The organism is Virgibacillus alimentarius (genome assembly GCF_017874635.1).
Lineage (GTDB): Bacteria > Bacillota > Bacilli > Bacillales > Amphibacillaceae > Virgibacillus_B > Virgibacillus_B alimentarius.
Window position 1 is genome coordinate 105,274 of the sequence record NZ_JAGIKX010000002.1, and the last position, 13,251, is coordinate 118,524.

The following is a 13,251-nucleotide window of genomic DNA, read 5'->3' on the forward strand; positions in this document are numbered from 1 at the left end:
CATCATAATGGGGAAAAATTCTTACATGAAATCATATGGACTAATATCCTCTTCACCCGGATCCATTCTAGGTGTTTGATCAGGATAATCAAATCTTTCTATTAATAAGTGTTTCAATGAAGTATACCTTATATTTGTATCCTTCGTTTGAACCCCGCGTAAGAAGGCTTCTGGCTGACCACAAATAATCAACGAGCGTTTTCCTCTTGTAATAGCCGTATAAAGTAAATTCTTTCTTAACATCCGGTTATAGCCTGCTACAACAGGCAGTATTACGATTGGAAATTCACTTCCTTGAGATTTATGGATGGAAATACAATAGGCATGCATAAAGTTCACGTAGTCTTTGCGTTCATAGGCTACTTCTTTATCCTCAAACAAAATAACCAGTTGCTCTTTGTGATCTTTATTCTCATCTTCTTCAAATATCGCTACGATTTCTCCAATATCGCCATTAAAAACCCCATCTTCAGGTTGGTTTACTAATTGAATTACCTTATCGCCTACTCGATATGTGACATCATTAAATTTCTTCTCTCTTTTTCTGGAATTTTTAGGGTTAATTAATTGTTGTAAAGATTTATTAATGATTGTAATTCCGGCTTGTGAACGATACATTGGTGCAAGTACTTGAATATTTTTTAAATCAATACCCTTATCTTTAGCTTTTATATATATTTTTGTTATAACATCAATCATATGGTGCTCTTGGCAAGGAATAAAACTGAAATCTTGATCATTTTTTAATTCAGATCGATTGCAAGTATCATTTTTAATATGATGAGCGAGTTGTATTATCTTCGATCCTTCCTGTTGACGGTATACCTCATTTAAACGGACAGAAGGTAATAATTCACTTCGAAGTAAGTCAGAAAGTACCTGACCTGGTCCAACAGATGGTAATTGGTCTTCATCTCCAACTAATAATACTTGCATATCATCAGGTATTGCTTTAAATAAGTTGTTAGCTAGCCAAATATCTACCATCGAAAACTCGTCGACAATTAAAAATTTACCCGAGAGTGGTTCTTCTTGATTTTTTTCAAATGCATTTTTCCCATCCCAACCTAGTAAACGATGAATGGTAACCGATGGTATACCTGTTGACTCATGTAAGCGTTTTGCAGCACGCCCAGTTGGGGCAGTTAAGATGAATGGATAATCTTCCTTCTTTTCATAAGTAGTCATATCGATTGGAATATCATGAATCACACTATATGCCTTTAAAATTCCATTAACGACTGTTGTTTTTCCTGTTCCCGGACCACCTGTTACAATCATAATTTTGGAATGCAGCGCTTTATTAATTGCAGTAAATTGCTCATTACCATAACTTAAAATCTCTTTTTCTTCAATATCACCAGTTATCTTCATTAATTCAGCTAAAGTCGTTTCATGTTCTATCGGTTTTGAAATAATCCGTTTTAAGTGTGAAGCAAAGCCATCCTCTGCATAATAGAGAGATGGCAAATAAACCTTTTCCTCATAAATAATTACTGTTTTAGTTTTATTTAATTCTTTTAACCGGTTAATAATAACATCTTCTGTTAATGCATGCTCAGAATTAACTAGTAAGTTCCTGACTTTGCTCAGACAGTTATCCATCGGTAAATAAACATGCCCATCTTGAACACTTTTTTGAAGAATATATATACAACCGGCACCAATTCGGTTGGGATGTGTCAGAGATAGCCCATTTTGTTTGGCAATGCTATCAGCTGTTTGAAATCCAAAACCTTCAATATCAAAAACATATTGATATGGATCTTCTTCTAGCACAGATATTGCCTCTTCTTTATATTCTTGGTAAATTTTTTGTGCCATTTTTAGGCCTACTCCGTATTTTGCTAAATGAACAACTACATGTTCAAAACCTTGGTTTTCCTGTAACGTTTTCGATAAATTTTTTGCTGCTTCTTTTTTTAAGCCTTTAATATCTTCTAATACATTAGGATTTTTTAATATTTTACTGATCGCACTTTCTCCTAATTTTTCTATAATCCTTTCGGCTGTTTTTTTACCTATACCATAGAACAAATCACTTGATAAATAGGCAACCAATCCATCAGAAGTGTTTGGTATAAAAGTTTGATAGGAGTCTATATGATATTGCAAACCAAATTTAGGATGTTTTTCAATTTGACCATAAAATATATATGGCGTCCCTATTTGCAAATTGGAGAAATATCCTTTGATAACTATTTCTTTTTCTTGGTAGTCCTCATTTGTTTCTAGTATTCTAATTTTCGCAATTGAAAAATGCTCGTTTTCGTTATGGAAGATGGTATGAAGAAGTTCTCCTTTTATATAATCGTCATCCATTCTTTTTGTGGATTCTCCATTTAGTACCATGAAAAAACCTCACTATCTTACTTTTCATTCGAATCAAGCAATTCTTTTACTTGTTTTTTTCCATTAGCTGCTAGTACATGATCAGGTTGGTTAATTAAAGCCCGATCGAAATGATGTAGTGCTTGTGTTGGATTATCATTGTAAATAGCTATTACACCTAAATTATAATGAGCATCGCTATGTTCTTGGTTTATTTTGAGTACGTTTTTAAAAGTTGAAGCAGCATCTGAAATATGCTCACTTTGCGCGAGAGATAGCCCATATTGGAAAAGTATTTCCTCATCATCAGGATTTAATTCTACTGCACGAAGCAAGTACGGCAGAGCAAGTTTATAATGCTCTTGTTTCTGGAATGCTATCCCCAACATAAAATACACGTCACATTCTTTTAACCCTAATTTGATAGCTTCTTGAAGGTTTTCAATCGCCTTCGAATAATTAGATTGCTCCAAGTATAAATTTCCCAAACCATAATATGCTGTTGCCATATTCTTATCCAATTTAATGGCACGTTCAAAAAATAACTCTGCCCTACTAAAATCATGAACATGTACTAATAAGTTTCCAAAATTAATATAGCCTATAGGGTCTTGAGGATTTTCATCAATAATTTCTGTAAAGATTTTTGCTGCCTCGTCATATTTGTGCTCTTTCATTAATTGAATCGCTTTTGTATTTTTATCCATTTCAATTCCCCTTACATCTACAGAACTACGACCGCAAGAGCCATCAGCGGTTCATAGTTCTATCTTGATAAATTAGCCAACATAGTCAAGATACTGATCACCTTTTATGATGTGATCAATCGTACCCCCGCCTAAACAAACCTCTCCGTCATAAAAAACAACAGCTTGTCCGGGAGTAATCGCCCGTTGTTGCTCAGCGAAAGTGACACGCACATTGCCGTTTTCAAGCAAATTGACTGTAACTGCACAGTCTTCTTGACGATATCGAAATTTTGCAGTGCAATGAAACATGGATTGAACTGACTCCTGATTTATCCAATTGACGTCTGAAGCAACTAACCCGTCAGAATATAATTTTTCATTTGTATAACCTTGTTCGACATATAGGATGTTTTCTTTTACGTTTTTTCCGACAACAAACCATGGATCACCTGATCCGCCAATTCCGAGACCTTGCCGTTGTCCAATCGTATAGTACATTAACCCATCATGTGTGCCTTTTTCAATTCCTGATAAAGTTTGCATTTTTCCAGGCTGTGCAGGTAAATATTCACCTAAAAACTCCTTAAAATTACGTTCACCAATAAAACATATTCCTGTACTATCTTTTTTAGTAGCCGTAACGAGTTCGTAACGTTTGGCTATTTCTCTTACCTCTAACTTTTTCATATGCCCGAGTGGGAACATTACTTTTGATAACACGTCTTCTGTTAATTGATTTAAAAAATAGGTTTGATCTTTATTCCTATCCACACCCCGAAGCATTTCAAATTTATCGTTACGATTTCTTACCTGAGCGTAGTGCCCTGTTGCTAAATAATCAGCCCCAAGTGAAAGGGCATGATCTAAAAATGCTTTAAATTTAATCTCTTTATTACACATTACATCAGGGTTTGGTGTTCTGCCAGCTTTATATTCATTTAAAAAATACGTAAATACCTTATGCCAATACTGTTCTTCAAAATTAACAGCATAATAAGGGATCTCTAATTGGTTGCAAACACGTACTACGTCATCAAAATCTTCTGTGGCAGTACATATTCCACGATCATCTGTATCATCCCAGTTTTTCATAAAAATTCCAACAACGTCATAGCCTTGCTCCTTTAATAGTAAAGCGGCTACAGATGAATCTACACCGCCACTCATACCGACTACGACTCGAGTATCTTCTTTTGCTTTCATGTTATCATCACCACTTTATGTTGTTAATCGTTTAATAATTTTTGCTATACGGTTTGCTGCATCCTCTACATTTTCTGTTGTATTTGCCATGCCAAAACTAAAACGAATTGAATTTCTCGTTCTTTCATTTTCTTTGCCATACAAGGCCGTTAAAACGTGAGAGGGTTCAACAGATCCAGCAGTACATGCACTTCCACTTGAAGCTGCAATACCAGCTAAATCAAAGTTAGTTAGAAGTTTCTCTACATTCGTTCCAGGAAAGCTAATATTAACAATGGAAGCGATCGCTGCTTCTGATGCCCCATTTATTTTATAGTTCACGCCATTTTCCGTTAAAATGGAAAGAAATTGATTTTTATACTGATTATATTTCCGGATACGTTCTTCTTTGTTTTTCATTGCCAATTCTACTGCTTTTTGAAAACCGACAGCGCTAATAACATTTTCAGTTCCAGGTCGGCGTTTTCTTTCTTGCTCTCCTCCATATTGTAGTGGATTTAATTTTACATCTTCATTAGCATATAATAATCCTATTCCTTTAGGCCCATTCATTTTATGTGATGATGCACTTAGAAGATCAATACCTAATTGCTTTATATTCATATCTAATAAACCAAATGCTTGAACAGCATCTGTATGAAAATATGCTTGATGTTCACGCAAAAGGTCTCCAATTTCCTGAATAGGTTGAATGATGCCTGTTTCATTATTAACAGACATAATTGAAACAAGAATTGTATTTGAAGTTAGAGCATCTTTCAAATCTTCTATATTAATTTGACCATCTTTATTTACAGGTAAATAAGTTACTTCAAATCCCTTTTCTTCTAAAGCTTCTGAAGTATAAAGTGCTGCATGGTGTTCTTGAGTTGTTGTAATGATATGATTTCCTTTTTGTTGGTTAGCCAATGCTGTACCTATAATTGCTAGGTTATCTGCTTCCGTGCCACCACTTGTAAAAATAATTTCCTTTTCATCAGCATGCATGCTTTTTGCTATATTACGTCTTGCTTCATCCAAATACTGGCGGGCTTTCCGACCGAATGAGTGAACACTGGATGGATTGCCAAAAACATTTGTATATAAAGGATACATCACATCAAGAACTTGCTTGTCAATAGGAGTTGTTGCGGCGTGATCAAGATAAATCTGTTCCATTAATACCTTTCCTTCCTTTTCCTTACTTAATTAAAAGTCTAAATATAAAACATATAAGCTTCTTGTGGCTCAGCGTCATCATAATGTTTTAAATCATTTAATGTCGTCGTATCCAGAACATCTTTAACTGCTTCACGAATTCGCATCCATAAAGCCTGTTTGGCAGGTTCCTCATTCTCTATACCTTCAACCGGGGTAATAGGCCCCTCTAATACACGAATAATATCACCAGCTGTAATATTTTTAGGCTCTTTTGCTAAAATATAGCCCCCATAAGCTCCGCGTATACTTTTAATTAATCCTGCATTTCTTAAGGGTGCTGCTAACTGCTCCAAATAATGCTCGGACAAATCATTGTCTTTTGCAATTGATTTTAATGATGTTGGCCCATCACCGAACTTTCTGGCCAGCTCAATCATAATTGTTAATCCGTACCGTCCTTTAGTAGAAATCTTCATATATTAACACCTCTATCTTAGATACATCAATTGTTGTAATTGATCGTTACCAGTTATTCTATAATCCATGATATTATAGCATGAAGAGGATGCTTCTTGCATTTTATCCGTTCCATCAGTACGCTTAAATTGTAAACTATAATGAAATAAAGGACGATTTACATGAAACAAAAACCCCTTGCCTATCGAATGAGACCTGAGCATGTTAATGAAATTATTGGCCAACCCCATTTAGTTGGAGAGGGAAAAATTATTTACCGAATGGTCAAAGCAGAACGTTTAGCTTCCATGATCCTGTTTGGGCCGCCCGGAACTGGAAAAACTTCGATGGCAATCGCTTTAGCTAAAAGCTTAGAGATTCCTGTGAAAATACTAAATGCAGTTACTGATAAAAAGAAAGATATGGAAATCGTCGTAGAGGAAGCAAAAATGATTGGACAAGTCGTATTGGTGCTTGATGAGGTTCATCGTTTAGATAAGGCGAAACAGGATTTCTTACTCCCCCATATAGAAAATAACTTAATAACGCTTATTGGTTGTACGACTAGCAATCCATATCATTCTATCAATCCGGCAATTCGTAGCAGATGCCACCTTTTTGAACTTCATGCATTAACTGCTGCAGATATTGCAATAGCTTTGGATCGTGCCATAAAGGATAAAACAAAGGGACTAGGTACGAAAGATATATCTATTACAGAAGAAGCATTAAATCATTTTTCCCATAGCGCAGCCGGGGATATGCGCGCTGCTTTAAATGGTTTAGAACTTGCAGTGTCTTCCACACCAGTTTCCGAAAATAATCAAATTATGATTCATCTTAAAATAGCGGAAGAATGTATGCAAAAGAAAAGCTTTTCGCACGATAAAGACGGTGATGCACATTATGATGTTTTATCAGCTTTTCAAAAATCCATACGTGGCAGTGATGTGAATGCAGCACTTCATTACCTGGGAAGATTAATTGAGGCTGGTGATTTAGATAGTATTATTCGACGGATGATTGTCATTGCTTATGAAGATATTGGACTTGCGAATCCTCAAGCGGGGCCACGAGCAATGGCTGCTGCTGACGCAGCCGAACGTCTAGGGTTTCCTGAAGCACGCATCCCGCTCAGTGTAGCTATTATTGAGCTGTGTTTATCTCCAAAATCAAATACTGCTTATAAAGCACTTGATGCAGCATTGCATGATATACGTAACGGTATAAGTGGTGATATACCAGTACATCTTAAAGATAGTCATTATTATGGAGCAAAAACATTAGGGCGTGGAATTGATTATAAATATCCGCATAATTATGAAAATGGATGGATTGATCAACAATATTTACCTGATCCTATAAAAAATAAAAAATATTATTCTCCAAAAGCCACTGGGAAGTTTGAGCAAGCTATTAAACAAGTTTATGATAATATTCAAAAACAAAAAGAGAAACAAAAGAACTAAAAGACTAAATGTATAATTCTTTTTTCAGCGGTCATAATAGATATTAATTAACTAGAGATTTTTATTCATAATAAACAAGAATTAAAGTTTGAAACTATCTAATTATATTACCGCCTATAGAAGAAGGAGTTGAAGTACATTGGTTAAAGTTAGACAAGACGCTTGGTCACATGAGGATGATTTATTACTAGCAGAAACTGTCTTACGTCATGTTAGAGAAGGTAGTACACAGTTAAATGCTTTTGATGAAGTTGGTGATAAGTTAAACCGAACTTCCGCAGCTTGTGGCTTCCGCTGGAACGCTGAAGTCCGAAGGAAGTATGATAGTGCTATAGATTTGGCAAAAAGACAGCGTAAGGAGAAAAAACGCGCACTGGCTGCACAAACAAAAAATAGAAAACAACCGGTTATATCATTATCATCTGTTTATGATACAAAGGGAAACGATAGCGAAAATAGATCTGCATTAATAGAAAACTCACCTATCACATTAGATAGAGTTATTCATTATTTAAAGGATCTAAAAAAAGATTATAATGATTCAAATCAATCTAAATTGACATTGGAAGAAGCTCAAAAAGAAAATGCCCTTTTGAAGGATCATATAAGTGACCTAGAAAAACAATTGGAGAAAACAGAGGAAAAGTTAGCGACTATCCAAGAAGATTATCAAACCTTCGTACAAATCATGGATAGAGCTAGAAAAATGACTGTACTGGATGATCAAGGGGCAATGAAAGCACCCGCATTTAGGATGGACAAAAACGGCAATCTTGAACAGTTAGCGCATGAGTCTAGTTCATAAATCAAATAAATAAAGCGAACGAAGTTAGCTGTACTGCCAACTTCGTTCGCTTTTTAATTATGTATTGATCCCGATTGTGCCGTCTATGTATCCAGCTTTGAACCCGCTCTCGGCAGGTGGGTGCCCTGATCTATATTTTTTATGCTTCCTCTGACTAAAGGCGTGCACGCAACATAGAGACGGTCAAGCTCCCTTATTTTTAGGTGTTCGGTCAAAACGATTTGAATAGACGAACACATCAGGACTAATTTTTCTTTTATTATAAATAAAGTTTATCATACACCGATGTTATTTTCAATATAATCGAGTTTAATTTTTAGAAAAGTCCAATCATTGTGGCTTATTCATTATCTTTTATCACTTTGTTTTCATTTTTCTGGATATACAGTTCTTTTAATTGCTCTTTACTTACTTCACTTGGTGCATCTGTTAACAGATCAGAAGCAGATGCGGTTTTAGGGAAAAGAATCGTATCACGTAAATTTGATCTTCCGGCAAGCAACATAATAATTCGATCTAATCCTAATGCAATTCCGCCATGTGGAGGCGCTCCGTATTCTAAAGCTTCTAATAAAAATCCGAACTGTTCATTTGCAGATTCTTTCGTAAATCCTAAAACATCAAACATTTTGTCTTGCTGATTCCGTTTATAATTCCTTAGCGAGCCCCCACCAAGTTCATATCCATTTAAAACAAGGTCATAAGCATTTGCACGAACACTTGCAGGATCTGAATCTAATTTATCCAGGTCTTCTTCCACCGGCCTTGTGAATGGATGATGAGCAGCAAAAAATCTGCCCAAGATCTCATCATATTCAAGCAGTGGCCAATCTGTTACCCATAGGAAATTAAATTTTGAATCATCGATCAAGTTTAGTTTTTTTCCTAATTTTAAACGAAGTGCACCTAAGCTATTATAAACAATTGCTGTATTATCGGCTACAAATAGTAATAAGTCTCCCTCTTGAGCCTCAGCTTTTTCTGCAATTGCATTTTTTTCTTCTTGAGATAAAAATTTAGCTATTGGACCTTTCATATCATCACTTTCAATTTTTAACCAAGCTAACCCTTTCGCTCCATAAATCTTTACATCCTCTGTTAATTTATCAATATCCTTACGAGAGAACTGATTTGCTTGCTGTTTCACATTAAGCAAACAAACCTTACCTTCATTTTCAATAGCACTTTGAAACACTTTAAAACTAGAATTTTTAACAATATCCGATACGTGAATTAATTCCATTCCAAATCGTGTATCTGGTTTATCCGACCCAAATCGTTCCATAGCATCCTTATAGGTTATTCGTGGCAAAGGTAAACGGAGATCTTGACCTTTTACTTCTTTCATGACTTTTTGCATCATTTTTTCAGTCATGTCCATGATTTCATCACTTGATAAAAAGGATGTTTCAATATCAATTTGCGTAAATTCAGGTTGGCGATCAGCACGTAAATCTTCATCGCGGAAACATCTGGCGATTTGGTAATACTTTTCAAAGCCGCTCATCATAATTAACTGTTTAAAAAGTTGCGGAGATTGTGGCAGAGCATAGAATTCTCCCGGGTGCACCCGACTTGGAACTAGATAGTCTCTTGCTCCTTCTGGTGTACTTTTTGTTAAGATAGGCGTTTCCATTTCTAAGAAACCATCATCATTTAGAAAGTTACGGATTACTTGCGTTGTATGGTGTCTAAGCTTAAAAGTTTCCTGTAATGATGAACGACGCAAATCCATATAGCGATATTTCAAACGTAAATCTTCTGCCACATCTGTTTCATCCTCAATAAGGAAAGGTGGATTTTTTGCCTTATTTAAAATATCAACACTTGAAACCATAACTTCGATATTGCCCGTTTCCATTAGTGGGTTTACAGTTATTTCTTCTCTTTTAACAACTGTTCCCCTTACTTCAATTACATATTCACTTCTAAGTGTTTCAGCTATTTCTAAAGCTTCAGAGGAAATTTCCGGATTAAATACGATTTGAATGAAACCTGATTTATCTCGTAAATCAATAAAGATTAGTCCGCCTAAATCACGCCGTTTCTGTACCCAACCTTTAAGTAACACCGTCTGGTCTACGTTCTCCTCACTTAATGTCCCTGCTAATATACGTTCACTCATTTTGACTTCCTCCTAAAAGCTCTGCTTGCATTGTTTTCACCAAATCTGTCAACGGTACTTCTGTCTGGTCGCCTGTTTTCATATTTTTAACGTTCACGATATCATCTTCCAACTCATTATCACCTAAAATTATGACATACTTAGCTTTTAATCGATCTGCAGCTTTGAATTGCGCCTTCATCTTCCGGCCTTGATAATCCTTATCTACCTGTATTCCGTTCACTCGCAGTTTGTGAACAAGTTCACTGGCTTGTTTTTCTGCTGTTTCTCCAACAGCTATAAAAAAGCAATCAACACTACTATCTATAGGTAGTTTAATATTTTCAGCATCAATAGCCATTAACAGGCGTTCAAGGCCCATAGCAAAACCAATCCCTGGTGTATTTGGACCACCTAATTCTTCAGTAAGACCGTTATATCTTCCGCCGCCTGCTAAAGTTGTGATGGCTCCAAATCCTTCTGCTTCACTCATTATTTCAAAAGCCGTGTGATTATAATAATCTAATCCTCGAACTAGGTTTTGATCAAGGACATAAGGGATCTCCATCATATCTAAATATGCTTTTACTTGATTGAAATATTGCTCTGAATATTCATTTAAATAATCTAAAATAGACGGTGCTGTTTTCATTGCAGGATGATCACGATCCGTTTTACAATCTAAAATACGTAAAGGATTTTGATTCAATCGTTTTTGACAGTCTGAACAAAGCTCGTCTTTATAGGGCGAGAAGTGTTCAACTAAGGCTTTGCGATGATTTTGACGACTTTCTTTATCACCTAAACTATTAAGAACAAGCTTAAGCGATGATAAGCCTAACTCTTTATAACAAGTCATCGCTAATGCTATTACCTCTGCATCCACCGAAGGATCTGCACTTCCCAATACTTCCACACCAAATTGATTTAATTGGCGCATTCTTCCTTGTTGTGGTCGTTCATAACGAAACAATTGCATAAAATAGAATAATTTCACAGGCTGTATTGGTGAGCCATATAATTTATTTTCAACAAAAGCCCTTACCACAGTAGCCGTTCCCTCTGGGCGCAGTGTAAGACTCCGGCCTCCACGGTCTTCAAATGTATACATTTCTTTTTGCACAATGTCTGTTGAATCCCCTACTCCACGTTGAAATACTTCCGTATGTTCAAATAGAGGAGTACGAATCTCATCATAGTTAAATCGATCGCAAATATCCTTTAAAATACTTTCAACATATTGCCACCTTTTTACCTCATTTGGCAAAATATCGGCGGTTCCTCTTGGTGCACGCATGCTCATTTTTCAACAAACCTCCTTCAAATAAGTAAAAAACAACACAAAAAAACTCTCATCCCTTAGTAAGAAGGGACGAGAGTTTACCCGCGTTGCCACCCTAGTTGATGTGTGGATATTTATCTTTTACACATCCGCTCTTCACAGTTAACGCCTGCAAGACGTCTATACCTACTAAGGAAATTCATAAAACTATCTGAATTCATTCGATATAGATCCTTAGGAATGTCTTTCATTAGACCAATATGTAAAAATGTTTTCAGCCATTGACATTTTCTCTCTTTTCATATGGACCCTAATTACTTTTTCCATCATTGGTTTCAATTATAATCTCAACTTAGCATTATATCACAAATTAGTTTGAATGATTATAATATTAATGTTTTCCTAAATTAATGTCAAGTACGTGTTATTTTTTTCTTTAACATTTTTACTTCTCGTAACGAAATACCTAATTCTTGAGCCACTTCCATTGCATTATATTTCCCATCCATTTCAATAAAACGATGAAAATTTACATCATTTATACTTTTGTTAATTGTGGATTGCCATTGTTTGTCATGAATTCGCATTTTTTGCAACCTCCTTCAACTATGTACAGTTTTGCCTAATTGCATCGTTTTTATTATACTTTAGAAAGAATTGCATCTTTCTAAAATGAAGGGGTTTATAAAATGAAAACATCTAAAATAACTGTTTCCTTAATGTTTACCATTTTTATTTCAATTTTCGCAGGAAGTATGATTGTTTCTGCAAAGCAGGCGATTATTCATACGGAGAACTTAAATGTTCGAAATGGTCCTGGAACTGCCTATGATAAAATAAAACAGGCAAATCCGGATGAGGTTTATCCGATTATACAAATAAATAATGAATGGGCAGAAATTCAACTATATGATGACACGGGCTGGGTTAAGACTGATTTTATAACCATCAAAGAGAAAGAATTTGATCAGACCAAAGGAAAAAACACTAAAAAACAGATTGTTATTTCACAAGCTAATACGCATCTTCGGGAAGGTCCTTCGAATGAATCTAAGATTATTCATTTTGTAAAAAAAGGAACAGTGTTAGATATTTTAGCAATTAAGGGAAATTGGTATAAGATTTCATATAAAAATCGAACTGGATATATATTTAGGGAATTTGCAGAAAGGGAAATGGATAACAGCTCAAAAGGACTAAATAATAAGACGATCATTATAGATGCTGGTCACGGAGGTCAAGATGTTGGTGCCGTTGGGGCAAGTGATACATTGGAAAAGGAGATGACCTATAAAACGGCTCAGGAATTAGAAAACGAGCTAAACATGCTTGGTGCAGAAGTCATCGTTACGAGAAAAAAAGATAATTATATTTCGCTGGCCAGCCGGACAAGCCTATCTAACTTGAAAAATATAGATGCTTTTATAAGTATTCATTACAATAGTGTTCCCAATATTCCAGATGCAAATGGAATAGGTACTTATTATTACCATGAGCAACAAAAGAAATTGGCTGACTCTATACAACTAGAATTGATTAAAGAAACGGAAGCAAAAGATAGAGGCTCTTCTTATGGTGATTACCAAGTACTAAGGCAAAATTTAAAACCAGCTATTTTAGTGGAACTAGGATTTATTTCTAATAAAGAAAAAGAACAACTCCTTTTAACCGATGGATATCAACAGAAAATAGTTTCAGGAATGGTAAATGGCTTGCAGAAGTATTTCTCTCATTAAATATGGATTAAAACTAAAAGAAGCTGTCCATTTTTA

At 35.3% G+C, this 13,251-nt stretch carries 11 protein-coding genes, 1 other RNA gene and 1 other annotated feature; of the genes, 3 read left to right on the plus strand and 9 right to left on the minus strand.

Going from position 1 to position 13,251, the window contains the following annotated elements; genetic code table 11:
* Positions 1 to 21 precede the first annotated feature (21 nt).
* The 5 genes from recD2 to cymR all read right to left on the minus strand — a co-directional run bounded on the left by recD2 (position 22) and on the right by cymR (position 5,839).
* The gene (recD2, locus tag J2Z81_RS02685; RefSeq protein WP_051681459.1) at positions 22 to 2,352 is read right to left on the minus strand and encodes an SF1B family DNA helicase RecD2; all 2,331 of its coding nucleotides are present in this window, start codon (positions 2,350 to 2,352) and stop codon (positions 22 to 24) included.
* Positions 2,353 to 2,369: 17 nt separating this feature from the next.
* On the minus strand, positions 2,370 to 3,038 hold the full coding sequence (locus tag J2Z81_RS02690; RefSeq protein WP_029269209.1) for a tetratricopeptide repeat protein: 669 nt from the start codon (positions 3,036 to 3,038) through the stop codon (positions 2,370 to 2,372).
* A 72-nt stretch (positions 3,039 to 3,110) separates the two neighbouring features.
* On the minus strand, positions 3,111 to 4,223 hold the full coding sequence (gene mnmA / locus J2Z81_RS02695) for a tRNA 2-thiouridine(34) synthase MnmA (protein WP_226370656.1): 1,113 nt from the start codon (positions 4,221 to 4,223) through the stop codon (positions 3,111 to 3,113).
* 15 nt (positions 4,224 to 4,238) lie between these two features.
* A complete protein-coding gene (locus tag J2Z81_RS02700; RefSeq protein WP_029269205.1) occupies positions 4,239 to 5,381 on the minus strand; it encodes a cysteine desulfurase family protein in 1,143 nt (380 codons plus the stop codon).
* Between the two features lie 38 nt (positions 5,382 to 5,419).
* Positions 5,420 to 5,839 carry a cysteine metabolism transcriptional regulator CymR gene (cymR, locus tag J2Z81_RS02705; RefSeq protein WP_029269203.1) on the minus strand — a complete coding sequence of 140 codons (420 nt, stop codon included), beginning with the start codon at positions 5,837 to 5,839 and terminating at the stop codon, positions 5,420 to 5,422.
* Positions 5,840 to 6,001: 162 nt separating this feature from the next.
* Between cymR and J2Z81_RS02710 the strand changes: the two genes are divergently transcribed.
* The gene (locus J2Z81_RS02710) at positions 6,002 to 7,288 is read left to right on the plus strand and encodes a replication-associated recombination protein A (RefSeq protein WP_226370657.1); all 1,287 of its coding nucleotides are present in this window, start codon (positions 6,002 to 6,004) and stop codon (positions 7,286 to 7,288) included.
* Between the two features lie 139 nt (positions 7,289 to 7,427).
* Complete coding sequence (locus tag J2Z81_RS02715) at positions 7,428 to 8,093, plus strand: RsfA family transcriptional regulator (RefSeq protein ID WP_029269199.1); 666 nt, start codon at positions 7,428 to 7,430, stop codon at positions 8,091 to 8,093.
* Between the two features lie 63 nt (positions 8,094 to 8,156).
* Here the strand turns inward: J2Z81_RS02715 and ssrS are convergent.
* The 4 genes from ssrS to J2Z81_RS02735 form a co-directional block, all read right to left on the minus strand.
* Positions 8,157 to 8,341, minus strand: a non-coding RNA gene (gene ssrS / locus J2Z81_RS02720) — 6S RNA.
* Positions 8,342 to 8,433: 92 nt separating this feature from the next.
* The gene (gene aspS / locus J2Z81_RS02725) at positions 8,434 to 10,218 is read right to left on the minus strand and encodes an aspartate--tRNA ligase (protein ID WP_226370658.1); all 1,785 of its coding nucleotides are present in this window, start codon (positions 10,216 to 10,218) and stop codon (positions 8,434 to 8,436) included.
* Positions 10,211 to 11,500: a histidine--tRNA ligase gene (hisS, locus tag J2Z81_RS02730; protein WP_226370659.1), complete on the minus strand. Its 1,290-nt coding sequence runs from the start codon at positions 11,498 to 11,500 to the stop codon at positions 10,211 to 10,213. Before hisS ends, aspS begins: the two co-directional genes overlap by 8 nt.
* Positions 11,501 to 11,562: 62 nt before the next feature.
* Positions 11,563 to 11,818, minus strand: a binding site (T-box leader).
* Positions 11,819 to 11,892: 74 nt separating this feature from the next.
* Complete coding sequence (locus J2Z81_RS02735) at positions 11,893 to 12,066, minus strand: hypothetical protein (RefSeq protein ID WP_198020933.1); 174 nt, start codon at positions 12,064 to 12,066, stop codon at positions 11,893 to 11,895.
* 102 nt (positions 12,067 to 12,168) lie between these two features.
* Between J2Z81_RS02735 and J2Z81_RS02740 the strand changes: the two genes are divergently transcribed.
* On the plus strand, positions 12,169 to 13,215 hold the full coding sequence (locus J2Z81_RS02740; protein ID WP_029269193.1) for an N-acetylmuramoyl-L-alanine amidase: 1,047 nt from the start codon (positions 12,169 to 12,171) through the stop codon (positions 13,213 to 13,215).
* Positions 13,216 to 13,251 lie beyond the last annotated feature (36 nt).

Excerpts from the sequence above, each read along its gene's own strand:
- recD2 (WP_051681459.1), bottom strand. The coding sequence starts at position 2,352 with ATGGTACTAAATGGAGAATCCACAAAAAGAATGGATGACGATTATATA.
- J2Z81_RS02690 (WP_029269209.1), bottom strand. The coding sequence starts at position 3,038 with ATGGATAAAAATACAAAAGCGATTCAATTAATGAAAGAGCACAAATAT.
- mnmA (WP_226370656.1), bottom strand. The coding sequence starts at position 4,223 with ATGAAAGCAAAAGAAGATACTCGAGTCGTAGTCGGTATGAGTGGCGGT.
- J2Z81_RS02700 (WP_029269205.1), bottom strand. The coding sequence starts at position 5,381 with ATGGAACAGATTTATCTTGATCACGCCGCAACAACTCCTATTGACAAG.
- cymR (WP_029269203.1), bottom strand. The coding sequence starts at position 5,839 with ATGAAGATTTCTACTAAAGGACGGTACGGATTAACAATTATGATTGAG.
- J2Z81_RS02710 (WP_226370657.1), top strand. The coding sequence starts at position 6,002 with ATGAAACAAAAACCCCTTGCCTATCGAATGAGACCTGAGCATGTTAAT.
- aspS (WP_226370658.1), bottom strand. The coding sequence starts at position 10,218 with ATGAGTGAACGTATATTAGCAGGGACATTAAGTGAGGAGAACGTAGAC.
- hisS (WP_226370659.1), bottom strand. The coding sequence starts at position 11,500 with ATGAGCATGCGTGCACCAAGAGGAACCGCCGATATTTTGCCAAATGAG.
- J2Z81_RS02735 (WP_198020933.1), bottom strand. The coding sequence starts at position 12,066 with ATGCGAATTCATGACAAACAATGGCAATCCACAATTAACAAAAGTATA.
- J2Z81_RS02740 (WP_029269193.1), top strand. The coding sequence starts at position 12,169 with ATGAAAACATCTAAAATAACTGTTTCCTTAATGTTTACCATTTTTATT.